This window comes from Cyclobacterium salsum, from assembly GCF_010119245.1.
In the GTDB taxonomy this organism is placed as follows: Bacteria; Bacteroidota; Bacteroidia; order Cytophagales; family Cyclobacteriaceae; genus Cyclobacterium; species Cyclobacterium salsum.
In genome coordinates this window covers 545165-570306 of the sequence record NZ_WNKG01000002.1, presented here as the reverse complement: position 1 = coordinate 570306, position 25142 = coordinate 545165, and the positions used below count along the sequence as shown (strand labels likewise).

Here is a 25142-nt window from a genome sequence, read left to right as displayed (position 1 = left end):
AAAAAATTTACAATGAGACCCTATATATTGGCAGAGACCAACTGGAAAGCCTTAAAAGATGAGAAAATAGAGTTGGCCGTATTGCCTTGGGCAGCCACTGAAGCCCATAATTATCACCTTCCCTATGGAACCGATATTTACGAGGCGGATGCCATCGCTGCTGCAGCCGGAGAAATAGCCTGGAAATCAGGAGCCAAAATCACCATACTACCCACCATTCCTTTTGGAGTCAATACCGGGCAGTCGGACATTTACCTGGACATGAATCTCAATCCCAGCACCCAGTTGGCCATTATCAGGGACCTGACCAATGTCTTGCATCGGCAGGGCATTTCCAAGCTATTGATCTTAAACAGTCATGGAGGAAATGACTTCAAAACCATTTTGCGCGAAATCGGACTGGAATTTCCCGACATGTTTTTCAGCACTTGCAATTGGTTTCAATCCATGGATAAGACCATCTACTTTGAACACATGGGTGATCATGCGGACGAAATGGAAACCAGTCTGATCATGCACCTGCATCCCCATCTGGTCGGCCCGCTGGCAGAAGCAGGCGATGGTGCCGAAAAAAAATCAACCGTAAAGGCATTGAGAGAAGGCTGGGCCTGGGCAGAACGAAAGTGGTCCATGGTCACCGAAGATACGGGAATCGGAAATCCCAAAGCTTCCAGTCCTGAAAAAGGGGAGCGGTTTTTTAAAGATGTATCCCAGAAAGTGGCCCAATTGATGATTGACCTTGAAAAGCTGGACCTGGCAAACCGCTACGAATAAATGACGATTCAAATTATGGAAAAGCTTTTCCTTCTCAACCCCCGGTTCATTGTGATTTTTAGCCTGGGATTTTCGATTTTTTTCTCCTACGGATTACAAGCGCAGCAATCGACCATCCCCTATAGCCGGCAGGATAGTTTACGGGGAAGCATCACCCCGGAGCGGGCATGGTGGGATCTGGTTTATTATCACCTGGACATAGAGGTGGATCCCAATAAAAAATCCATCCATGGAAAAAACACCGTCCATTATAAGGTCCTTAAGCAGGAAGAAACCCTGCAGATCGACTTGCAGGAACCGATGGAAATCCACGGATTTTATCAGGAAGGAACGGAACTGCGATACCGGCAGGAAGGAAATGCTTATTTTGTGCAACTAGCATCGCCACAGGAAGTGGGTACGGTCAGAAAGCTAGAGGTTCGCTATGGAGGCAAGCCCAGAATCAGTCCCAATCCGCCCTGGAGTGGCGGGCTAACCTGGGAGAAAGACCAGAAAGGAAAGCCCTTTATTGCCAATTCCAATCAGGGAGACGGGGCAAGCCTCTGGTGGCCCTGCAAGGACCATATGTACGACGAGCCGGATAGCATGCTGATCAGCGTTACGGTTCCCGACCCGCTAATGAACGTCTCTAACGGAAGGTTGCGCTCAAGAGAAAAACAAGCTAATGATAAAACCACCTTTCATTGGTTTGTAAGTAATCCCATAAGCAATTACGGTGTAAACATCAGCATAGCGGATTATGCCCATTTTTCAGAGGAATACCTGGGTGAAAAAGGGCCCCTGTCCATGGACTATTATGTCTTAAAGGAAAACCTGGAAAAAGCCAGGGTTCAATTTAAAGATGCCCCCCGCCTCATGCGGGCTTTCGAACACTGGTTTGGTCCTTACCCCTTTTATGAAGATGGTTTCAAACTGATCGAAGTGCCGTATTTGGGCATGGAGCACCAATCTGCGGTGACCTACGGAAATGGGTACCAGCAGGGTTACAAGGGAAAGGATTTTAGTGAAACCGGCTGGGGTCTTACGTTTGATTACATCATCATACATGAAGCCGGTCACGAATGGTTTGCCAATAACATTACCTATCGCGACATCGCCGATATGTGGATTCACGAGAGCTTTACCACCTACTCGGAGAGCCTCTTTCTGGATTATCACTATGGCGTGTTGGCAGGGAATGCCTACCTTCAGGGAGCCCGTCAGGTAATAAGAAACGATATACCCATCATTGGTGATTACGAGGTTAATCAGAGAGGGTCGGGAGACATGTATTTTAAAGGGGCCAATATACTCCATACCCTAAGGCAGTGGATAGACCAGGACGAAAAATGGCGGGCAATTTTACGTAAAATGAACCATCAGTTTTACCACCAAACGGTATCCACAGAGGATATTGAAGGTTTTCTGGCTCAGGAGACAGGCCTCTCCTTAAGACCGTTCTTTGACCAGTATCTTCGCACTGCCAAGGTTCCCCTTTTTCAGTATTACTGGAAAGGCGAACGGCTCCATTACCGTTGGCAGGAGGTGGTAAAAGACTTTTCCATGCCCATCAAGGTCCACCAAGGGGAGCAAACCTATTGGCTTTCACCGACAGGCACCTGGCAATCGACCGATCGCTTGCAGGCAGGAATAATGTTCGAAACAGATCCAAACTTTTATAGCTACACCCAACAAATTCAGCCCCCGTCTGAATAAGTAATTAAATTACCTTTCCGTGAATAATTGATTAATTTTACCCCCTCACGTTATAAAAAAAACCAGCAATGGAAACCAACAAAAAAATCGCCATCATAGGTTGTGGAAACCTGGGACTTTCCATCGTCAATGGATTATTGGGAAGTAAGGGTTTCGATGGTAAAAACCTAACCGTTACCAAAAGGCATCCGGAAAGCCTTTTTTACCTGCAATCTCAGGGCGTACGCGTACTGGCAGACAACAAAGAAGCTGTCCGGGAGGCCGACTTTGTCATTCTGGGGGTTAAACCCTACAATATCGTTCCTGTCCTTCAGGAGATTCAGCCATTCCTGTCTAAGGAAAAGCAGGTGATTGCCTCGTTAGCATCAGGAATCTCATTGGCTGCCATTAAAAAGGAATTAGAACCCGGTACTACCGTGTTCCGGGTGATGCCAAACATCGCGGCCGATATTAAAGAATCCATCACTTGCATTTGCGGGGAGGATTTTACGAGCGAATCCGAGGACATGGTAAAATCCATTTTCAATAGTGTGGGTATCTCCATCACCATAGAGGAACATTTGATGGAGGCTGCCACTGTATTGGGTGCCTGTGGAACGGCATTTGTGTTGCGCTTTATGCGGGCCATGACCCAGGGAGGGATTCAGATCGGGTTTGATGCCAAAACGGCTAATAAAATCGTAAATCAAACGGTAAAAGGGGCCGCGGAATTGATCATTCAAAAGGGAATTCATCCGGAAGCTGCCATTGACAAGGTGACTACTCCAAAGGGTAGCACGATCAAGGGGCTGAATGAAATGGAGCACCACGGGTTTAGCTCTGCCATGGTTAGGGGCGTAGTCGCCTCTTATGAAGACATTAAGAAATAAACAGATGAAACGAATCATTCCCTGGCTGATGGGATCTGCCATTTTGCTGGTTTTCCTATACATGTTGGGTCCCAAAGAAAGCATCCAGGACCTCAGTGGTACTTATCCGGAAGTCCCGGCAGATTTGGCAAGCCTCGAAACCTATATCCAGCAGAAAGAAGATACGGTAGCCGGATTGAAACCCCACAATCGGGCACAAATCATTTGGGCTGATAGTCTTAGAAAAGCGAAAACGCCCTATAGCATTTTGTACGTGCATGGATTTGGTGCCAGCCACATGGAAGGTGATCCGGTACATCGCAAAATTGCCGAACATTTTGGTGCTAATCTCTATTTAAGCCGGCTTCCGGAGCATGGGATTAGCCGGCCGAATGCATTTGAATATCTCAATGCCCCCGATTTGGTTCAGGGAGCCCGGGAGGCCTATATGATCAGCAAGCAATTAGGAGAGAAAGTGATTGTAATTGGCACCTCTATGGGCGGGGCTTTGTCATTGGTTTTGGCTGAAGAACGACCGGAAATCCATGCGGTTCTTTTATATTCTCCCTGTATAGGCATTTATGGTGACCGGTTGGATCCCCTTTTCCAACCCTGGATGAAAACATTGATGAAGTTGACCATGACGGAAGATGGTATTATGGAAGTACCCCGGGAAACCGAAGAAGGAAAGTACTGGTCCGATCGCCTGCATATCAATGCATACAGCAGCCTGGCTATTCTGGTAAAAAGTGAGATGAATGCCGAAACGTTTAAAGAGGTGGAGCAGCCGCTGTTTATGGGCTATTTTTACAAAAATGAGGAAATCCAGGACAAAGTGGTATCGGTGCCCGCCATGCTAGACATGTACGCGCAAATCGATACACCGGAATCGCTCAAAAGAAAAGTGGCATTTCCCGATGCGGGCGATCATGTGATTGCTTCTCGCATCAAAACCGATCATTGGGACGAAGTACTGGATGCTTCCATTGATTTTTTGGAAGAAGTAGTTCATGTTTCGGCCAAGGAAGAAATAGTGACTTACTAAGAGAGAAGTTTACCTTCCGGATTAGGAAACGCGGCCAATCGTAATTAAGGGTTGGCCGCGTTTTATCATTAAAATCCGTTTAATCCCCCTGCTATAAGACTGATCACCAACAGAATTACAAATATGTAAAAAATAATTTTAGCGATGGATGCGAGTCCGGAAGCGAGTCCGGAGAAACCTAATATTGCAGCAATCAAGGCTACTACCAGAAATACAATTACCCAAGTTAACATAGTTTATTGGTTTGGTTGATTAATAAAACAATTTATTCAAAAAACACAAAAACTAAACCAAACTTCCAAACTCTTAAAGTTTTAAATTATAAAACAGCAATAACCGGCCTTTAAACCAGCTTATTTATTGGTTATCAACCAGGACACCAATCTCCGCAAAGCTTGCCGGATTTTCATCCATTTTATCCAGCGCCCTCAACTGGATATACCTGGCCTCTACTGGGGCAAAATTTACCCGTTGTTCGATGGGACTGTTTACAATATTGCCGAATTCGCCCTCGCTGACTTTCTTCCATTGTGACCCATTATTGCTAACATAAAATGCATAATTGGTGATCAAGCCAGATAAATACCTGTTTTGCATGGGGTAATAGGTAAATCCTTTAAGTAAATAGGATTCCCCCAAATCTATGGATACCGCATTGGTTTCTGTAAAGTAATTTGTTTCCGGATTCTCATCAATTAAATGGTCGGTATTCTCCCCATCACCCAATACTTTCCAGTTTTTTCGAGCTATTTGAAGTTCCTTTTTAGCCACTTCACTCGTCTCGCCCGTACCTTTATCCCTGGAAAGTACCTGGATTTCGGTTGGCTGCAATACGGTGAAGGCATCGGTATATACTTGTCCATTCTCTTTCGGGTCGGTCCCGTCCAGGGTGTACAGCAGTTCCAGGCCTTCCTCCGGTGCTTTCAGCCTCAGCAAACCGGATTTTTCTCTGGTAATGCTGGGGGGAAGCAACACCTTCGGTGCCAGGAAAAAACCCAGGTGCTGAAGGGTAGGACTGGCTTTCGCATCTGTTATCACCAACCGAACAGCTGTGGTTTCTGTATCCGGCAACCGAAGTATCCTTTTATAACCGACCGTCGTTCCGGAGGACAGCTTTTGCCAGCCCCCATTCGTCGTTTTTATTTCCAGGTCAAAGGACTTAATCCGTTGTCCCAGGGCTATATTTTCTTGAGCCAAAAATCGGTTAAACCGAACTGGTTCATCAAATTCAATTTGAATAGTGGCATTGGTTGTTCCATCTTCAGCCGCCCAATACAGGTCATCATCCCCGCTAATTGTATTTTCTACTTCAAACCCCTGACCATGCGTGGAGCTTGCCGAAAGCCTTGCGTTCTCTAAAGGCAGGGGCGAAGAAAAATCCTCGTGGATTTTATCAACCAATTTCATAAGCTGGGCCTCGTCATTCTCGTGAATTTTACCACGCTTGTCAATGGGAAAGTTCAATAGTAAGGAACTGTTTCTGCCTATACTTCGGTAATAGATATCCAACAGTTGAGGCAGGGACTTTACTTTGTGATCTTCATAGGGATGATAATACCAACCCGGCCGGATGGAAACGTCTGCCTCTGCCGGAACCCAATGGGTTCCATTTTCCTGACCGGCGGAATACTTTTCCGCATATTCAGGCATGCCTCCATAAATGGAGTCCCGCATCAGGTTTGACCAGGTGGTTTCATAGGCATATCCGTGCTCATTGCCTACCCACCGTACATCCGGTCCTGCATCTCCAAATATAACGGCATTGGGCTGCAGTTCACGGATTAATTCGTAGGTAGTTTTCCAATCGTAATAGTTTCGCTTATCCACTCGCCTTTCTTCGTTGGCACCTCCGTAATAACCGGTGCCTCCATTAGCCCCGTCAAACCACACTTCAAAGATATCCCCGTAATTGGTCAATAATTCCCGAAGTTGTTCCCGAAAGACCGCTATGTATTCCGGTTTACCATAATCCGGATGATTTCTGTCCCAGGGAGATAGGTAAACCCCAAATTTAAGTCCTTCCGCACGGAAAGCATCCGACACCTCCCGAATGATATCCCCCTTACCCTCTTTCCAGGCAGCATTTTTAACCGAATGATCAGTAGTAGCTGTGGGCCAGAGGCAAAATCCATCGTGGTGTTTGGCGGTAAGAATGATCCCTTTCATTCCGGCAGCTTTACAGATCCTGGCCCATTGCGCCGGGTCGAATTCAGTGGGGTTAAACAAGGCAGGATCTTCATCTCCCAGGCCCCATTCCATATTGGTAAAGGTGTTCATATTAAAATGGGCAAAGGCATAGAATTCCATGTCCTGCCAAACAAGTTGCCGCTCGTGAGGCACCGGCAAGACGGGTTCGGGAGAATCGGCTTTCGGAGCAGAACAGGCAGCTATAAAACAAAACAGGACTATCAGCAAGTTACGATTAATCATTCTCAATTTCTTTTTGGTATTGGGATGGAATTTTTCCATAGTTGGCTTTAAAATGTTTGGAGAAATATTTGGCATTGTTGTATCCTACTTTGTATGCAACCTCGGCTACCGTATACTGATTCATTCCCAGTAATTGAGCTGCCCGCTGCAAGCGAATGGTCCTGATAAATTCCAGCGGGCTTTGACCGGTAAGGGCGATTATTTTTTTGTACAAGTGTACCCTGCTCATTCCCATGGATTTACTTAAAATTTCCACGGAAAAATCAGGATTGTCGATTTGCTTTTCCACCAAAGCTACGGCTTTTTGCATTAATTTATCATCGAGTGATTCCAATTCGGCTTCACTCGTTTCCACGGTTATCAACTTTCGATACCGTCTCTGGAGCCTTTCTTTTTCCTTCAACAGATTACTCAGGGATGAACGTAAAATTTCCAGATTGAAAGGTTTATTTAAATAAAGGTTGCAACCGGAATCCAATCCAAGCAACCGATCCTCATCGGCCGTCCTGGCGGTAAGTAAGACTACCGGCACATGCGAAGTCTTAATATCATTCTTTACCGCCCGGCAAAAAGCTACCCCATCCATTTCCGGCATTAGCACATCCGAAAGAATGATGTCCGGAAGGTGCCGGAAAGCTAATTCAAGGGCTTCTTTTCCGTTCGAGGCCTGATAAATAAAATAAGCATCCTTCAGTACTTCCACCAGGTACTGCCTGAGGTCCGGATTATCTTCCACCAACAACATCGTGGGAAGCTCCTCCCTGGGAACTCCCGATCCGGTACCGGATGCGATCAACTCTTCTTTTCCGGCATCCATGAAAAATTCTTCCCAAATCAGGTAGCCTTCACTCAAATCCAAGGGGAGAGAGACGGTAAACGTAGCCCCCTGACCCGGAAGGCTGGAAACACGGGCAGTACCGCCATGCACTTTCGCATACTCCCTGACCAAAGCAAGCCCGATGCCTGTACCCTGGTTTTCGTGGGAACCCAGGGTAACATAGCGTTCAAAGATTCGATCTAATTGCTCTTTTCCTATTCCTACTCCTGAATCTTTCACCTTGATTTGAAGGAAGCCTTTTTCAAGGCTGTGTTGTTGAAAGTCCAGACTAACATTTATTTCCCCATTAGCTGGGGTAAACTTAAAGGCATTGGATAGCAGGTTGGTAATCATTTTACCCATCATATCGGTATCAAAGGAGGCGGGGATGTTCCGGACATTGGAGCTAAAGGTCAGGCCGATATGCTTCTGTATGGCCAGACTTTGAAAAGAACGGACTTGCTCCTCCATGAATGTCACCATGTCTCCTTGGGTCAATACCAATTTCAGGCTGTCATTTTCCAATTTACGTACCTCTAGCAACTGATTAACCATCTGCAATAGCTTTTGAGCATTTTTTTGAATGGTTTGGAGTTGAAAAGCCTCTGGAGCCGATTCTTTTTTGTCTTTAAGTAATTTTTCTATGGGGGCCAGTATAAGCGTCAGGGGTGTCCGGAATTCATGACTGATGTTGGTGAAAAACCGGTTCTTCATTTGATCCAATTCGGCTAGCCGTTTATTTTCCTTGATTTCCTCCGCACGCCGGAGCCTTTGTCGTTCCCGGGACACCAACCACTTCCAGAAAAACAGGAAAGCCAGGAAAAACGACAGCCCGTACATCCCGTAGGCCAGGGGCGTTAACCAGAAAGGAGTTAATATTTCTATGCTAAGGGATGCCACTTCATCCCCCCATACCCCATCACTCGAAGCAGCTCTAACCTGCAAGGTGTAGGTGCCCGGATCAAGATTAGTAAACGTAACTTCAAAAGGACCGGCTTCCTTACTCGCCCAATCCTTACTAAATCCATCCAGTCGATAAAGAAAGCTGCTTTTTTCAGGGTTGAGGTAATTCAGAGACGAAAAGGAAACGGTAAAAACATTCTCATGGTGCTTCAATTGTATGGATCGGGTTTTATCCAGGGGCTTTTCAAGCAATATCCTTCCATTAATTGGCTCATTGATGCCAATCGGCTGGTTAAACAGCTGAAAACCGGTGAATTTCACCTGAGATTCCTTCTCAACGAAAGGAAAGGTCTCCGGATCCAGGTAGCTGATACCATCCGCTCCTCCAAAATACACCCTGCCTTCTGCCGACAAATAGGCAGCATTTTTATTAAAATAATCCCCCTGTAAGCCATCTCCGGTAGCAAAATACCTAAATCCTAGAGACAATTCCCGTGAGTGACGATTGACAGCGGCGTGAATCAGTCCGTTCTGGGAACTTAGCCACAAATCTCCATTCTGATCCGGCACCAAGCTAACCAGAAAATCATTTTTCAAACCGCTGGATTGGTCAAAAACCTTAAATGATTCGGTGGATTCATTGTAATAAAACAAGCCTTTTCCGGTACTTACCCATATATTTCCGAATGAATCCCGGATCATTTCCGAAACATTCGCATTACTAAGTCCGGAACCGTCTGTTCCGTCCCCTGAAAAATACCGCTGATAGCCATTTTCGGGGTGAAAGACATCGATACCACGCCCCCCTCCTACCCATATATTTCCTTCCTTGTCTTCGGTAATTCCAGTAATATATTGGTTATTCAATGGGATACCTTGCCCCTCCGCCCTGTATTGGGTAAAGGTGCCATTTTCCCTGTCCATCAGGAAAAGTCCTTCCCGCAGGGTTCCTACCCACAACCTTCCAGCACTATCTTCAAATATTTTCCATACATTGTTGTCCTGTAAGGCACCTGATTTCCCCGGCTCCGCCTCAAAATGTGTAAACTTTTTCCCATCGTATTTGTAAAGACCACGTTGGTAGGTACCAATCCAAAGGGTGCCCGATTGGTCTGTTAGCAGGTCTACTATCACTGCATCCGATCCGGGTGATTTACTTCCCCGGTTTGCCCATTGGACCCCATCCAAATAATCGTTCGATTTAGGATCATAACGCCACAAGCCGCCACCATTTGAGCCAACGATGAGATTGCCCTCAGAATCTTCTTCTATGGCATTCACATCATTTCTTGGAATGGGGTTTTCCGCCTCTATTTCCCTTTTCACCAGACCAAAGCGGTTCAATCTCGGATGATACAGATCGATTCCTCTTTTAAACGTTCCAACCCATACAATCCCTTCGGTATCCAGAAACAAGTCATAAACAGCATTATGTGACAGCGACTGGGGATTTTCTGGTTGGTTAAGCACGTACTGTACCTCTCCTTTTTGAGTATCGATTATGTTGATTCCTCCATGATCCGTCGCTACCCAAATTTGACCGGGAGCATATTCCAGCACTGATTTAACCAGCGAATTATTTAGTCGAATCTCCTCGGAGGTATCATCAATAGATTGAACCGTGTAGGTACTCCCCGAAACCCAAAACACACCGAATGCGTAATCCGGACAAAAGACCCAGGCATCTCCAGCATGGTCTATAACCATCTCATAGGAGCATTCGGGTAGGTCTTTCTTAGCATCCGATAATGGAATACGCTTAATAACCGTTAACGTCTTTCCAGAAACGATGTCAATCCATCCATTGGCATGAACCAGCCAAAAATCACCATGGGGATCTTCCTGTATATCTGTCACCAGGTTACTACTGATGGTACCTTCCGCTGAATTTTTGGAGAAAAAATACCGGGTCTCTTGTAGCCCGCTACCTAATAGACTAATACCTTCGTAGGGATGTAAAAACCAGTATCTTTTTTCTGAATCTTCAAAAACCCGTGTGATGTCGGAACTCCGCAACTTATACTGCCTGGAAATCTCGTCCATGTCCCGTTCAAAAATGCCTTTATCTTTCAGGTAGACATCAACAATTTTATCGAAATCTTTAAACCATACATTTCCTTCGGGACCTTGGAAAATCTTATATATCGAATTGCTGCTAATGGTACTGGAATCTCGCTGATCTGCAAAAAAATTCTTAAGCCTGAATCCGTCATATCGATTCAGTCCATTATTTGTCCCCAACCACATGTAGCCATCTTCATCCTGAAAAATGGCCTGCACATTTCCACTGGAAAGGTTTTTATCCATTTCCAGTTTTTTGAACTTAAGGGAATTCGTGTCCTGCGCGTTGAGTATAGGTAGCCACAAAAACCCAAAGCAAGTACTCAGAAAAAGGAACCACTTATTCATTACCTATTCATGTCGTGAAAACCTATTGGTAGCAGAAAAATGCCTGCCAGTGAACCACCCGGTAGCTCTGTTTAGCAGATATAGAGGTTGCCATCAATGCGCTGGTTTAGAGGGATTTTATTTGCTAATCAACTCTTCAAAATCATCTCTGATATAAATCACATTCCTACCCAGTTCTATCCACTTCTTCTTTTCCAACTGCTTTAGCAAGCGGGAAATTACTTCACGCGATGTTCCCAATTCGGAGGCAATTTCCTGATGAGTGGTGTGCAGTTCGTTGGCTTTGGCCTGTTTCATTTTGGTTACAATGTAGCGCATCAGTCGCTCATCCATGCGCTTAAAGGCTACCGCATCCAGTGTCTCCAGCATTTCCTGAAACCGGAATTGGTAGGTACTGGACACATAGTCCTTCCATTGTTTAAATTCATCGGACCATTGCTCGTGTACCTGAACAGGTATGGCCAATATAACCGAACGCTCTTCGGCAACGGCCTTTATCTCGCTGGGTTTGGAAGCAGAGCAACAGGTTAGGGAAAGGGCGCAGGTCTGCCCCGGTTCCAGGTAATATAAAAATAACTCCCTACCTTCCTCGTCCATTCGTAAGACCTTGATGCTACCCTCTAAAATGATGGGCACCATCTTTATGAACTGACCCGGTTCCATAATGGCCTTCCCCTTTTCAATTTCCATGAGCCTACCCTCTTTCACCAGGGCATCTCTCAGTCTGGAATCGGTGATAAAAGGTAAATGAGATTTAAGATCTTCTTTTTCGATCATATACATTTAATTAGATGGAGCATTAATTCGGTCTAGAGCCAACGTATTTACCTGATGAAACTCGTATACCAAAACGAAAAATAATAAATGAATCATCTGCGAGGGCAGCGCCCCCCAGTTTTCTATCATGGAAGTTCCGAACATCAGGAAGAGCATCAAAATGGCTCCGGAAATTCCCGTAAGTCGGGTTTTCCACCCAAGGATTAGCAAGAGTCCTATTAACAACTCCAGAAACGGTAAAATCAGACTAAATGGTAGTACCACTTGGCCGGGTAAGAAAGATTCGCTAAAACGGCTTACCATCCCGCTACTAAATTCGTTGAGTTTGGGAATCCTTACCAGGCCATGACCAAACATGCTAATTCCAATACCTAACCGTATAAATACAAAAGAAAGTGTCTTCATCAAATTGGATTATACTCTAAAATTAATCGTTACAAGCTTTCGCACCAAGTCTTTACCTGCCTATATGCGCTCACTTAACAAAAATTTTAACCTTTTGGATCTTTCAGATCGGGGTATTCAATGCATTCCAACGCAATAAAAAAGCCCGGACACAACGTCCGGGCTTTACCTTTTGTTATTCTAAAGGACTGATTAATACCGGTAATAGTCGGGTTTGAAGGGTCCTTTTTGATTTACACCTATATATGATGCTTGGTCACCCGTCAACTCGTCTAGCTCGACACCCAACTTTTTCAAATGCAAGGCAGCTACTTTTTCGTCCAGATGTTTGGGTAGCATGTACACACCCGCTTCGTATTGATCCGTATTGTTCCAAAGTTCCATTTGCGCCAGCGTTTGGTTGGTGAAGGAATTAGACATAACAAATGAAGGATGTCCCGTGGCACAGCCCAAATTCACCAACCTGCCTTCCGCCAATAGGATGATATCCTTGCCATCCAAGTGGTAAAGATCTACCTGAGGTTTGATTTCGTCCTTGGTATGCCCATAATTCCCATTCAACCAGGCCATGTCTATTTCATTGTCGAAATGGCCGATATTGCAAACAATCGCTTTATCCTTCAATGCTTTGAAATGTGCCTCGCCAATGATGTCTTTATTACCAGTCGCGGTTACGACGATATCGGCCTCTTTTACCGCATCCATCATTTTTTTAACTTCAAACCCATCCATGGCTGCTTGCAGGGCACAAATCGGATCAATTTCCGATACGATCACCCGTGCGCCAGCACCTCTCAATGAGGCAGCCGAACCTTTTCCAACATCACCATAACCGGCTACTGCCGCTACTTTTCCCGCCATCATGATATCAGTAGCTCTTCGGATGGCATCTACCAGCGATTCCTTACAGCCGTATTTGTTATCAAATTTCGATTTGGTAACCGAATCGTTTACATTAATCGCTGGAATGGTTAGCGTTCCATTTTTCATTCGTTCGTAGAGTCGGTGAACGCCAGTAGTTGTTTCTTCTGACAGCCCTTTGATTCCGGAAACTAACTCAGGGTAATTATCCAAAACCATATTCGTCAGATCTCCCCCATCATCCAAAATCATGTTTAAGGGTTTGCGATCTTCTCCAAAAAATAAGGTTTGTTCGATACACCAATCAAAATCCTCGGCAGAAAGGCCTTTCCAGGCATAAACACTTATTCCCGCTTCTGCTATGGCAGCGGCTGCGTGATCCTGTGTGGAAAATATGTTACAGGAGGACCAGGTTACCTCCGCCCCAAGTGCAACCAAGGTCTCTATCAGTACCGCTGTCTGTATGGTCATGTGAAGGCATCCGGCAATCCGTGCCCCTTTAAGGGGCTGAGAAGCACCATACTCTTCTCTCAATGCCATCAGTCCGGGCATTTCACTTTCCGCCAGCCTGATTTCCTTTCTTCCATATGCAGCAAGCGAGATATCCTTGACTTTGTATTGGGTATATTTTTGAAATTTGGTTGTAGACATGTTTATTTTACTATGGTTTAAATTAAATTTTAGCAAATTTAAGTATTCGAGGACACAAAAGAAAATAGGGTAATTAAATGAATCGGATTTGTTTTAAATCATAACTGGATGTCGTTCCATTTTGTTTCTTGATTTTTAGGTGTCCGTGCTTACCGACCCCAACTATTTTACCAGTAAATACCTGCTCATCTTCATAACTCGCCCAGGTTCCAAAGCGGTGTAACTGACTAAGGTATTCTTTGTGGATCGCTTCCTGATCACCGGCTTTTAACCGCAGGTAATAGCGTTCCACCGAAATCAGCAAACATTCGAGCAACTGTTCCAATGAATAGGATTTGTTGGTGAGGTTGGCAAGGGATGTCGCCATCGGAACCGGAAACTCATGTTGATTTACATTAATTCCTATCCCAGCCACCGAAGCAGCTATCCGGTTGGCAGACAGGGTGTTTTCGATCAGCATTCCGCCAATTTTCTTTCCTTCCGGGGAGAGAAAATCATTGGGCCATTTGATGGTAATTCCGGAAACCAAACGGCAGAGTTCCTTTTGCACTCCAAGGGCAATGGCCATATTGAGAACAAATTGCTGATCTACCTTGAGAAAATCCGGTTTGAAAATCATGGAAAACGTGAGGTTCAACCCGGGTTTGGCATGCCAGGTATTCGTTCTTTGTCCTCTCCCCTGCGTTTGATGATGGGTGAGGATGACGGTACCTTCTGCTGCCATTCCAGACCGGAGCCGGGAGACGGCTAAATCATTCGTAGAGTGACAGTCTGTCAGTATTTGCAAATCTTTTCCCAAAAATACCGTATTGGCAAGGATTTTATGCATTTATAATTAGTTATTTTATTGCATAATCAGGATATTTAAAATTGCATTGAAATTAGCCAAAAAATGGAGATTACTAAAAAAAATACCAGAAAAAATATATGACGGCAGAGGAGTTGAGCAAAGTGATAGTGAAAGGAATGGAAGATAAAAAAGCTTCCGAGATAGTGGTAATGGATTTACGAGACATCAACAGCACGATAACTGACTTTTTTGTGATTTGTTCGGGTACCTCTGACACTCAGATTGAAGGTATTTCCAATTCCGTGGAAGAAGAAGTTTACAAAACCAACCGTGAAAAACCCTGGAAAAGTGAGGGTAAAAATAACCGGCAATGGGTCTTAATGGACTATGTTAATGTGGTCGTGCACATATTCCTGAAAGAGAAAAGAGAATTTTATCAGTTGGAAGAGCTTTGGGGAGATGCCAAGGTGACCAAAATAAACAGTCACTAAATCCGATGGATTTAAACTTTCATTTTTTTATTTCGTTGTACAAAAAGTTTATAGTAATAAAAAAATCAACATGAGTGATAAAAATAAATCTAAAAAGTTTGTTCCAAAGCCACCTCAAAAGCCCAATTTTCAACTCTGGTTGATAATTACCGCGGTAATTGTTTTGATAGGCGTGACTTGGTTCAATCAGAATTCGGCCACCCTGGAAATCACGATGAAGCGTTTTGAAGACATGGTGCTAAGTAACGATGTTCAGAAAGTAACCGTGATCTACAACCAGAACTACGTAGAAGTTTCGCTACGGGAGGCCGCATTGGAAAATCAACGTTATAAAGATGAATTGGAGGCCCAGAACAGATTCTATAATCCTACCGGACCTCACTATCGGATCAACATTGCTTCTGTAGACAATTTTATTGAAAGCTATACCCGTTTGGAAGAACAGTTGCCTGAGGAAGAACGCATAGGTTATTCTGCCAAAGAAGAGGAGAGTTGGGGTAATTGGATTTCCAGCTTCGGCTTTTTGATATTAATCTTTTTCCTTTTTTGGATGATGATGCGCCGGATGTCGGGACCGAGTGGGCCCGGAGGTCAGATCTTCAATGTGGGGAAATCCAAGGCCCAGTTATTTGACGCTGAAAATAAGGTCAAGATCACTTTTGACAACGTGGCAGGCTTGGACGAGGCCAAAGAAGAAGTAGAAGAAATTGTAGAATTTCTTAAAACGCCGGGTAAATTCACCAAGTTGGGAGGCAAAATTCCCAAAGGAGCCTTATTAATTGGCCCTCCCGGTACCGGTAAAACGTTATTGGCCAAAGCCGTTGCCGGTGAAGCAGGGGTCCCATTCTTTACTTTGTCAGGTTCTGATTTTGTAGAAATGTTTGTGGGAGTAGGAGCGGCTAGAGTCCGTGACCTTTTTAAGCAGGCAAAAGAAAAAGCTCCTTGTATTATATTTATAGATGAAATAGATGCAATCGGTCGTTCAAGAGGCAAAGGACAGATGCCAGGATCCAATGATGAAAGGGAGAATACCCTGAACTCCTTATTGGTGGAAATGGATGGCTTCGGAACGGACTCAGGAGTGATCGTTTTAGCAGCGACTAACCGGCCGGATGTATTGGACAGTGCACTTCTTAGAGCGGGTCGTTTTGATCGTCAAATTAGTATAGACAAGCCGGATATGGTCGGTAGAGAAGCCATTTTCAAAGTCCATCTGGAGCCTATTAAGACAGCTGATGATGTGGAACCAAAAAAACTGGCTGCTCAAACCCCGGGATTCGCAGGTGCTGAAATAGCCAACGTTTGTAATGAAGCGGCGTTGATTGCTGCCAGAAGAAATAAAGAGGCGGTCGATATGCAGGATTTTCAGGATGCCGTGGATCGGGTCATAGGAGGTCTTGAGAAGAAAAACAAAATCATTTCTCCAGAGGAAAAGAAAATTGTTGCCTACCATGAGGCGGGCCATGCAGTGGCTGGCTGGTTTTTAGAGCATGCAGATCCTTTGGTAAAAGTCAGTATTGTCCCAAGAGGAATTGCTGCGTTGGGATACGCCCAATACCTGCCCAAAGAACAATTCCTTTACCAAACCGAGCAATTGATCGACGAGATGTGCATGGCACTCGGCGGCCGTGCTGCCGAGGAAATCATATTCGGAAAAATATCCACCGGAGCATTGAGCGATTTGGAAAGGATAACCAAAATGGCATATTCCATCGTGTCCATCTACGGGATGAATGAAAAAATAGGAAATGTTTCCTTTTATGACAGCAAGGGAAGCGAGTACAAATTAGATAAGCCCTATTCTGAAAATACTGCTCAAACCATCGATGAAGAGGTCCGGAAGTTAATTGAGTTTTCTTACGTAAAAACAATCACCTTACTTAAGGAGCGAAAAAAGGAACTTGAGATAATTGCCCAGAAGTTGCTTGAAAAGGAAATATTGTTTCAGTCAGACCTGGAGAACCTCATCGGAAAGAGGCCTTTTGATAAGGAAACCACATATGAAAAATTTACAAAGGTGGTAGATGGTAAGAAAATAGAAACAATCGAACCCAAAAAGGAAGATGCCTCTGGAGAGCAGGAAGAGACGAAGGAAGACGTAATCGAAAATAGGGATTGATTTCCTTGTTATTCTAATTGATGATTCCGGTAAAAAGGAGAGGCTAAGCCACTTTTTTACCGGAATTCATTATTTTAATAGCTCTCAGGAACAGGAGATAAAAAATCAAGCCGATGGGCAAGGCTTTGCTTTAGTGATTCGTTTTTATTCCGCTATATTTATAGTGTTAAAGTCATTGATAGGTCAATGCCGGTCGGTATGATTTTCCCGGTATGACTCTTTTTAGAAAATTGAGAACAATTATGTCCGTGTCCGGAACCAATACCTCTCCCCCTGGCAAAATGAAGATCCGGTTAAAAGATCAGCAAAAAGTATATTTTGTTTCTGACTTTCATCTGGGAACTCCGGACTTGAAATCGAGCAGGGAGCGGGAACAAAAAATCATCAAGTGGCTGGGAGAAATTGAAAAAGATGCCGCCGCGGTATTCTTTTTAGGAGATATTTTTGATTTTTGGTTTGAATATGAAAAAGTTATTCCGAAAGGGTTTGTCCGTTTTATTTCTAAAATAACTTCCATGCGGGCCGATGGCATTCCGCTTTTTTTCTTTACTGGCAATCATGACCTGTGGATGCGGGATTATTTTACAGAGGAACTCGAAATCCCGGTATTTCACCATCCCCTGGAAATGGAAATTAACCAGAAAAAGTTTTTGGTAGGCCATGGAGACGGGCTGGGTCCGGGAGACAGAAAATACAAGATCTTAAAACGGATTTTTACAAGCAAATACTGCCAATGGCTATTCAAGTGGATTCATCCGGACATTGGCATGGCTATCGCTCATTCCTGGTCAAAAAACAGCCGGCTAACCAATGATCAGAAACAAGAGGGGGAATTTAAGGGAAAAGACAACGAGTGGCTTTACCAATATTGCCTGGAAATTGAAAAAAAGATGCATTTTGATTACTATGTTTTCGGCCACCGGCACTTACCGTTAAACCTGCCCCTTCATGGAAATTCCACCTATTTCAATTTAGGGGAATGGGTCAATCAATCCCACTATGGCGAATTTGACGGATGGTTTTTTCAACTCAAATCGTACAATGGATATGCGATTAAATCTGATTAAAACTATCCTCTTGATTCAGGCTTTCAGCTTGGGCATAAGCTTCCCCGGCCACATGCAGCAACTATCCGAAACGGCCTGGACGCTGGAGTTGGAGCAAGCAGACAAGTTATCCGTTGACCGGAGAGGAAATATTTTCGTAAGTGACCAAAACGGCTACTTAAGACAATTTAGCGAACAGGGTGATTCGCTGAATATTTATGCTCCCGCGTTCAGCGCGCCATTGAGCCAATTGGATGCGTTTTGGACGGTATCCATTTTCTTGTTTTCGGCAAGCCAGCAGCAAATTGAAATCCTCGATCGTTTTCTAAACCCAATCAATAGGAGTACAATGGCCGACCTGGGTATTACGGGTTATATCAGTCATGCTAGCCAGGGAAATAATCATGGGCTTTGGCTGTACGACGAGACCGACTTGAGGCTTAAAAAAATCGACCTGTCTTCCGGTAACCTGGTACAGCAACAACCCCTAATGGCATTACTTCCTCATAGTAGTTTGGAAATCCTGCAGATACAGGAAAGAAAAAATTTATTGTTTCTACAAATAGCGACGGAGGGGATATATCTTTTTGATAATCAGGCAAATTTTATTAAAAAAATACCCATTCCCGGAGAGGTTCCGGCCTTTATTGATCAGGAGTTTATCTACTACCTGGAGGGTGATTACTTGCTTAAAACCAACTTTCTATCGGATGTGAGTACCCAACTTCGTTTGCCCGATTTACCGGAAATTAAGGCGTTGGCATTAACAACTAATAAAGTGATTTTATTGGATACTCATATCTTACGGGCATTCAACCGCCCGGAGGCTTTTTGAATCCATACTTAACCGGGCAGCACCACTTACATAAAACCGCTCATATTGTATATCTATCGGGACAAAAAATTAATTAATAAATTATAAATTTGTTAATTAATATTAATTATAGGTGAAAAATTAAAATTTTTCGGTTCAATTTTTGCAATTTGTGCGTTAATGGATGGAGATAAAATTACGAAAAAATACATACCCTTAGTATTCCTTTTGTTAGCTTTTTATGGTGCAAGTACATTCTTTGTAGGTGCACAGAATGTCAGGCAACTGATTGAAACTGAAATATCATTTCCCTCAGACTTGGGTTCTGCTCCGGTAAACTTTAACCTTCAATCCCTGGGGAATAAGCGATTCAAGTTGGTTTTGGAAAAGCCGAGAAAACAACTGACGGATGTAAAAATATACGATATTTTAGGGAATTTGATTTTGCACGACCAACTAAATCCTACAGACGGTATGCAAAAAAACTATGATTTTACCCATTTAAACAGCAAACTGTTTGTGGTAGAAGTGGGCAATGCAAAGTATAATAAGACCAAAAGTGTGTATGCCAACCCACCCGGAAGCATGGAAAGAAACGTGAATCTTGACGAATAAAAAAAGGGAGCCAAACGCTCCCTTTTTTCTTAACCGGCTTTAAATAACGATTACTTTACTTCTACCAATTTGATATCGAAAACCAGATCTTCTCCAGCAAGCGGGTGATTGGCATCAAGCGTGATTTTAGCTTCATCGACATGGACTACCTTTACCGGAGTTGGTTGTCCTTGTTGATTTTGGATGGAAAGATCCATTCCTACTTCAGGCTTAATTTCGGCAGGAACCTGCTCCAAAGGAACATCCAGCATCATATCTTCTCTTTTCTGACCGTAAGCTTCCTCAGAAGGAATGGTCACACTTTTATCATCTCCAACTTGCATGCCCTCAACGGCAACGTCAAATCCCTTGATCATTTTCCCATCTCCCAAGATGAATTCCAACGGGTCACGATCTTGAGAAGAGTCAAATATAGTTCCGTCTTTTAGTTTTCCTGTGTAGTGTACCTTAACGGTATTTCCTTTAGTTGCTACAGACATAAGTTTGTATTAGTTTGTTTAAACAACAAAGGTAACATTTTTATTAGGCTATTAAAAGTCATTAGGCAAGGAATCCCCACTTGTCCAATTGCGTACTTAAAATGTCCATTTACGAACAAATAAATTCAAGAATTGGCTTTTTATGGCTAAATTAGCCGATGAAAACCTGGCATTATTTCAGCATTGATTAAATAAAAAAAATGGAAGAGACGAATTTGGGTAAGATTTTGATAGTGGATGACAATGAGGACTTGTTATTCGCGGCTAAAATGTTGCTAAAGAAGCATGCGAAAGAAGTGTTTATTGAAAAGGATCCCAGAAGAATTCCGTTTTTAGTCAATAATACGAGTTTTGATGTCATTCTTCTGGATATGAATTTTACGGAAGACACCACTTCCGGTAAAGAAGGGTTTCATTGGCTGCGACAGATCAAAGAAATAGATCCCAAGGCAGTCGTCATCCTGATCACTGCTTTTGGAGACGTGGAGATGGCGGTACAGGCATTAAAAGAGGGGGCGACGGATTTTATCTTGAAGCCCTGGCAAAATGAGAAATTACTGGCCACGCTTTCGGCGGCAGTCAAACTTAAAGAAAGCTACAATCAGGTAGATAAGCTATCCAATCGGCAAAAACAATTGCAGGCCGATTTAAAAAAACCTTTTTCAGAGATCATCGGCCAAAGTGCCTCGATGAAGAATGTGTTTTCCATCATCGAAAAGGTGGCTGGAACCGATGCCAATATTCTTATTCTTGGCGAAAACGGGACCGGAAAAGAGTTGATCGCCCGTGCCATCCATGATCGATCCGAAAGAAAAGATGAAATTTTCGTTGGGGTGGATATGGGTGCTATTACGGAAAGTTTATTCGAAAGTGAGCTTTTTGGTCACAAACGAGGAGCGTATACAGATGCAAAGGAAGACCGTGCCGGCAGGTTCGAGATAGCGGATAAGGGGACCTTATTTCTGGATGAAATCGGAAACCTCAGCATGCCCCTACAATCCAAACTGCTGACCGTATTGCAAAAAAGAGAAGTTACCCGTATCGGAACCAATAAATCCATTCCGGTAGACATTCGACTCATCTGCGCCACCAACATGCCGGTGCACGACATGATCCTTGAAAATTCCTTTCGGCAAGACCTGCTATATCGGATCAATACGGTAGAAATCTTCCTTCCCCCCCTTCGTGACAGGCAGGATGACATTCCCATTCTGGCATCACATTTTCTTACCGTGTACGCCGCAAAATACCGTAAACAATTTAAAGGACTAAAGCCAAATGCGCTGCAGTTGTTGCAACGGTATAGTTGGCCGGGAAATATTCGGGAACTGCAGCATGCCATCGAAAGGGCCATCATCATGGCAGAAGGAGATGAGCTGGATAGCAGGGATTTTTTCTTTCTGTCGGCCAAACCATCCAATGATAAAGTAAGCAGCAACACTTACAATCTGGACGAGGTGGAAAAAAACCTTATTCAGAAAGCCATAGACAAAAACGGCGGCAACATTTCCAAAGCAGCAAAAGCACTGGGGTTGACACGAGCCTCTTTGTACAGAAGGTTGGAGAAATATGGATTATAAAGTCGGCTTACTGGGAAGAATTTTTGTACTAACCCTCACGCTCTTTTTACTAGCTTACATCATTGTTAATGATTCCGGAGTCTTTGCGATTTCGCTATTTATTATCCTGACATTTGTGCAACTGATCCTGCTGATTCGCTATGCAGAAAGTAGCTTTAAAAAAGTGCGCCAATTTCTAGACAACATAAAACAAAACAACTACGCAACGGTATATCCGGTAAAATTTGACGGTACAGAAACCGATGACTTGCACATCGAATTCAATGCGATTCTGGCCAAACTCAAGGAAGACCAGATAGAAAAAGAGGCCAACTTCCATTATTTCAGGACAGTATTCCAACACCTCAGTATCGGATTGATCACGTTTGAGTCAGATGGCAGCGTGCAGATTCTCAATACGGCTGCCAAGCGCATGCTCAACATCGACAAACTATCCCATATTCAGGAAATCGCATCCATTAATAAAGAGCTACATCATGCCATCGAAAACCTGCGAACCGGGGGAAGCGAATTGATAAAGATTGCCCATCCGGATGGGATTATGCAGCTTTCTGTTTATGCGATTGAATTGGTACTAAGGGACGTAAAATTTAAATTAGTCTCCTTGCAAAATATTCAGAGTGAGTTAGAAGAAAAGGAGATGGAAGCATGGCAAAATCTTATTCGGGTACTGACGCATGAAATAATGAATTCCATCGCTCCGATTTCCTCTCTGGCGGCGACCATCAGCTCGGATATAAAGTCCAAGATGCGGCAAAAAGAAACCGTAGAAATGGAGGAACTGAGAGATTATCAAATGGGATTGTCTACGATAGAGAAGCGAAGTGAAGGATTGATCAATTTTGTAAGTGATTTCAGAAGCCTGGCACATATCCCGTTTCCCAAATTTTCTGCGATAAAAATCCGGGAATTGTTTGACCAGATGGATCTTTTACTTCAAAACCAGCTGGAGTCCCAGGATGTGAAACTTGAAAAACAAATTACCCCTGAAGACCTGCTCTTGTTTGCAGACAGTTCGCAAATCGAACAAGTGATGATTAACCTTACTCAGAATGCCATTCATGCCGTCGAAAACCTTCCCGATAAGAAAATCTACCTACGTGCCTTTATCGATGACAATGGAAAAATCATCATCGAAGTAGAAGACAGTGGTAAAGGCATCGAAGAGGAAGCGCTTAACAAGATATTTATCCCCTTTTTCACGACCAAAAAGAAAGGCTCTGGGATAGGGCTTAGCCTTTCCAAGCAAATCATGCGCAGGCATAAGGGCAATATTCAGGTAAAATCCACCCTGGGCCAGGGAACCATCTTTAAATTGATCTTTAATGCCTGATATCCTGTTCCCGTACTTAACGGACCGGTAACAATTCATTCACAACGATCGGTCGCTCAAGTACTTTCATAGCATTTTGATAAACAGCAATTCATCAACAGTTTATCTTGCTGGCCTATATTGCTTCCAAAACAAGAATACTTTGGAAACAAACTTTAAAACCATCGTTCTTTCCGACATTCATTTGGGAACAAAAGGGTCCAAGGCCAAAGAAGTGGTCAGGTTTCTCAAACAATATCAATGCGAAAATCTGATTCTCAACGGCGACATTATCGATGGATGGCAGCTTAAAAAATCAGGCAGTTGGAAGCGAAAACACACCCGGGTTTTCAAAAGGGTACTGAAAATGATCGACTGCGATCGTACCAAAGTGATCTACCTGCGGGGAAATCACGATGATTTTCTGGACCAGGTACTGCCCTTGGAAATCGGCAACCTTTCCATACGTAAAGACCTGATTTACGAAAGCAACGGAAAGAAATACTTTATTACTCACGGAGATGTATTTGACAATATCACTACTAACCTGCGCTGGATAGCTTACCTGGGGGATATGGGATATACTTTTTTACTTTGGCTCAACACCCGTGTGAACCACTACCGTAGGAAAAAAGGATTGCCCTATTTTTCCTTGTCCCAGTATGTGAAATCCAGGGTTAAATCGGCCGTTACCTATATCGACGGATTTGAAACGGAATTGTGTAAAATAGCCCGCTCTAAAGGCTGCGATGGCATTATCTGTGGTCACATACACAAGGCAGAAATCAGGACCATTGACGGCATCGAATATTACAATTCAGGTGACTGGGTGGAATCGTTAAGTGCCCTGGCAGAAGATCACGAAGGAAACTGGCAACTCATTTATTACAATGAGCTGGATTTCGGGAAAGCCAAACCATTCGAAAGCAAGGTAATTCCCCTAAAGGAGCCTATTGCCAGACCGCTGGATAAATTTAGCTAGCCAACAATGAAATTCCTGTTTATTGTACAAGGAGAAGGAAGGGGGCATATGACGCAGGCCATGGTGATTGGAGCGTTGTTACAGCAACATGGCCACGATATCGGGTCGGTCGTACTGGGCTCCAGCGACCGAAGAAAAGCACCGGATTATTTTCTGGAAGCTTTTCCCTGTCCCATCCACCGGATTCAAAGTCCCAATTTTGTGACCGACAAAGCCAATAAAGCCATCAAAATGGGGGCTACCTTATGGGACAACGTAAAGAAACTCCCCTACTATACAGAAAGCATCCGAAAACTAGATCAGCTTGTCGTCGCTGAGAGGCCGGATTGCATCCTGAATTTTTACGATATGCTGGGAGGAATTTATGCGATGATCTATCCTTCCAGATCGTCCTTTGTTGTGATAGGACATCAATACCTGATTTATCATCCGGATTTCACGTTTGCCCAGCCGGGGGGTATTCAAAAACTATTGTTTAAACTAAATACCAAAATCACCTGTTGGAATGCCTCCAAAATCATTGCCTTATCCCTATGGAAACCGGTAAGAAAGGCTGCTGTAAAGAATTACAGTGTTTGGCCTCCCATGGTGAAAAAATCGGTTCGTTCCGCTCTCCCACTTTCGGGAAACTTCTTTCTGGTTTACATTGTCAATTCGGGCTATGCCCGGGAAATTTTTGAATTGGCAAAAAAATACCCGGAAATAACCATTGAGGCCTTCTGGGATGCCGGAGAAATGCCACGAAGATACCAGCCATTGGCTAACCTGACGTTTCACCAAATTGACGACCGTTTGTTTGTAGAAAAGTTAAGCCAATGCAAAGCGTACTTATCCACTGCCGGATTTGAGTCGATCGCCGAGGCCATGTATCTGGGGAAAAAAACCTTAATGGTGCCGGTGGAAGGGCAATATGAGCAACAGTGTAATGCGTTGGATGCAGAAAAATCGGGTGCCGGCCTGGGTGCTAAAAACTTTGATCCGCAATTACTAGCGCGATTAACAGCATCCAATTCATCGACTACCGATTCCTTCGAGCAATTTGCCGAATGGCAGCACTCTCTGGATTCCTGCTTTGCCGAATGGATGCAAGAAATGCAAGGATCTAAAATTCCGGTAGCAAATTAATGTATCCGGCATATTTTTATGGGTAACAATCCGTTTTTAGTAGTCAAAAATCAATTTGCCAGGCTAAAAAAAACAAGCTAAAATAAGTTTGGTAGCCAACACGAAGGTTTGGAGTGAGAGATTCAACCCTGAAGCAAAAAAATCCAAATAGAACCGGGAAAATTTGGCAATTTG

The 25142-nt window shown here is 43.8% G+C and carries 21 protein-coding genes; 13 read left to right on the top strand and 8 right to left on the bottom strand.

The window, feature by feature from the left end:
• Nucleotides 1-12 precede the first annotated feature (12 nt).
• From GJS45_RS04955 to GJS45_RS04940, 4 genes are all read left to right on the top strand, one after another.
• Entirely contained in the window at nucleotides 13-774 is a 762-nt protein-coding gene (locus GJS45_RS04955) for a creatininase family protein (protein ID WP_162340342.1), read from the top strand.
• On the top strand, nucleotides 775-2469 hold the full coding sequence (locus tag GJS45_RS04950; protein ID WP_235954602.1) for a M1 family metallopeptidase: 1695 nt from the start codon (nucleotides 775-777) through the stop codon (nucleotides 2467-2469).
• A gap of 68 nt (nucleotides 2470-2537) precedes the next feature.
• Nucleotides 2538-3338 (top strand): pyrroline-5-carboxylate reductase, encoded by an 801-nt coding sequence (gene proC, locus GJS45_RS04945; protein ID WP_162340341.1) that lies wholly within the window; start codon nucleotides 2538-2540, stop codon nucleotides 3336-3338.
• 4 nt (nucleotides 3339-3342) lie between these two features.
• A complete protein-coding gene (locus GJS45_RS04940) occupies nucleotides 3343-4362 on the top strand; it encodes an alpha/beta hydrolase (protein WP_162340340.1) in 1020 nt (339 codons plus the stop codon).
• Nucleotides 4363-4430: 68 nt separating this feature from the next.
• On the opposite strand, the gene GJS45_RS04935 is transcribed toward GJS45_RS04940, so the two are convergent.
• From GJS45_RS04935 to GJS45_RS04905, 7 genes are all read right to left on the bottom strand, one after another.
• Nucleotides 4431-4595, bottom strand: a complete 165-nt coding sequence (locus GJS45_RS04935) for a DUF1328 domain-containing protein (RefSeq protein WP_162340339.1) — start codon at nucleotides 4593-4595, stop codon at nucleotides 4431-4433.
• A gap of 124 nt (nucleotides 4596-4719) precedes the next feature.
• On the bottom strand, nucleotides 4720-6792 hold the full coding sequence (locus GJS45_RS04930) for an alpha-L-fucosidase (RefSeq protein ID WP_162340338.1): 2073 nt from the start codon (nucleotides 6790-6792) through the stop codon (nucleotides 4720-4722).
• Nucleotides 6785-10819 carry a two-component regulator propeller domain-containing protein gene (locus GJS45_RS04925; protein ID WP_162340337.1) on the bottom strand — a complete coding sequence of 1345 codons (4035 nt, stop codon included), beginning with the start codon at nucleotides 10817-10819 and terminating at the stop codon, nucleotides 6785-6787. The genes GJS45_RS04930 and GJS45_RS04925 overlap by 8 nt, the downstream gene beginning before the upstream one ends.
• A gap of 219 nt (nucleotides 10820-11038) precedes the next feature.
• The gene (locus tag GJS45_RS04920; protein ID WP_162340490.1) at nucleotides 11039-11695 is read right to left on the bottom strand and encodes a Crp/Fnr family transcriptional regulator; all 657 of its coding nucleotides are present in this window, start codon (nucleotides 11693-11695) and stop codon (nucleotides 11039-11041) included.
• 9 nt (nucleotides 11696-11704) lie between these two features.
• Nucleotides 11705-12103, bottom strand: coding sequence for a DoxX family membrane protein (locus GJS45_RS04915; protein ID WP_162340336.1), 399 nt, complete (start codon nucleotides 12101-12103; stop codon nucleotides 11705-11707).
• A 192-nt stretch (nucleotides 12104-12295) separates the two neighbouring features.
• The gene (gene ahcY, locus GJS45_RS04910) at nucleotides 12296-13615 is read right to left on the bottom strand and encodes an adenosylhomocysteinase (protein ID WP_162340335.1); all 1320 of its coding nucleotides are present in this window, start codon (nucleotides 13613-13615) and stop codon (nucleotides 12296-12298) included.
• Between the two features lie 73 nt (nucleotides 13616-13688).
• Nucleotides 13689-14444: a biotin--[acetyl-CoA-carboxylase] ligase gene (locus tag GJS45_RS04905; protein ID WP_162340334.1), complete on the bottom strand. Its 756-nt coding sequence runs from the start codon at nucleotides 14442-14444 to the stop codon at nucleotides 13689-13691.
• Between the two features lie 98 nt (nucleotides 14445-14542).
• On the opposite strand from GJS45_RS04905, the gene rsfS reads away from it, so the two are divergent.
• The 5 genes from rsfS (at nucleotide 14543) to GJS45_RS04880 (ending at nucleotide 19490) form a co-directional block, all read left to right on the top strand.
• Nucleotides 14543-14896, top strand: coding sequence for a ribosome silencing factor (rsfS, locus tag GJS45_RS04900; RefSeq protein WP_162340333.1), 354 nt, complete (start codon nucleotides 14543-14545; stop codon nucleotides 14894-14896).
• A gap of 70 nt (nucleotides 14897-14966) precedes the next feature.
• Nucleotides 14967-17015 carry an ATP-dependent zinc metalloprotease FtsH gene (ftsH, locus tag GJS45_RS04895; protein ID WP_162340332.1) on the top strand — a complete coding sequence of 683 codons (2049 nt, stop codon included), beginning with the start codon at nucleotides 14967-14969 and terminating at the stop codon, nucleotides 17013-17015.
• A 281-nt stretch (nucleotides 17016-17296) separates the two neighbouring features.
• Entirely contained in the window at nucleotides 17297-18082 is a 786-nt protein-coding gene (locus GJS45_RS04890) for a UDP-2,3-diacylglucosamine diphosphatase (RefSeq protein ID WP_162340489.1), read from the top strand.
• A gap of 52 nt (nucleotides 18083-18134) precedes the next feature.
• On the top strand, nucleotides 18135-18896 hold the full coding sequence (locus GJS45_RS04885; protein WP_235954601.1) for a hypothetical protein: 762 nt from the start codon (nucleotides 18135-18137) through the stop codon (nucleotides 18894-18896).
• A 159-nt stretch (nucleotides 18897-19055) separates the two neighbouring features.
• Nucleotides 19056-19490, top strand: a complete 435-nt coding sequence (locus GJS45_RS04880) for a hypothetical protein (protein ID WP_235941728.1) — start codon at nucleotides 19056-19058, stop codon at nucleotides 19488-19490.
• A gap of 50 nt (nucleotides 19491-19540) precedes the next feature.
• On the opposite strand, the gene GJS45_RS04875 is transcribed toward GJS45_RS04880, so the two are convergent.
• Nucleotides 19541-19969, bottom strand: coding sequence for an FKBP-type peptidyl-prolyl cis-trans isomerase (locus GJS45_RS04875; protein ID WP_162340330.1), 429 nt, complete (start codon nucleotides 19967-19969; stop codon nucleotides 19541-19543).
• A 200-nt stretch (nucleotides 19970-20169) separates the two neighbouring features.
• On the opposite strand from GJS45_RS04875, the gene GJS45_RS04870 reads away from it, so the two are divergent.
• From GJS45_RS04870 to GJS45_RS04855, 4 genes are all read left to right on the top strand, one after another.
• A complete protein-coding gene (locus GJS45_RS04870) occupies nucleotides 20170-21549 on the top strand; it encodes a sigma-54-dependent transcriptional regulator (protein ID WP_162340329.1) in 1380 nt (459 codons plus the stop codon).
• The gene (locus GJS45_RS04865) at nucleotides 21539-22882 is read left to right on the top strand and encodes a sensor histidine kinase (RefSeq protein WP_162340328.1); all 1344 of its coding nucleotides are present in this window, start codon (nucleotides 21539-21541) and stop codon (nucleotides 22880-22882) included. The genes GJS45_RS04870 and GJS45_RS04865 overlap by 11 nt, the downstream gene beginning before the upstream one ends.
• A 142-nt stretch (nucleotides 22883-23024) precedes the next feature.
• Nucleotides 23025-23843, top strand: a complete 819-nt coding sequence (locus GJS45_RS04860; protein ID WP_162340327.1) for a UDP-2,3-diacylglucosamine diphosphatase — start codon at nucleotides 23025-23027, stop codon at nucleotides 23841-23843.
• Nucleotides 23844-23849: 6 nt separating this feature from the next.
• A complete protein-coding gene (locus GJS45_RS04855; RefSeq protein WP_162340326.1) occupies nucleotides 23850-24968 on the top strand; it encodes a glycosyltransferase family protein in 1119 nt (372 codons plus the stop codon).
• Nucleotides 24969-25142: the final 174 nt, after the last annotated feature.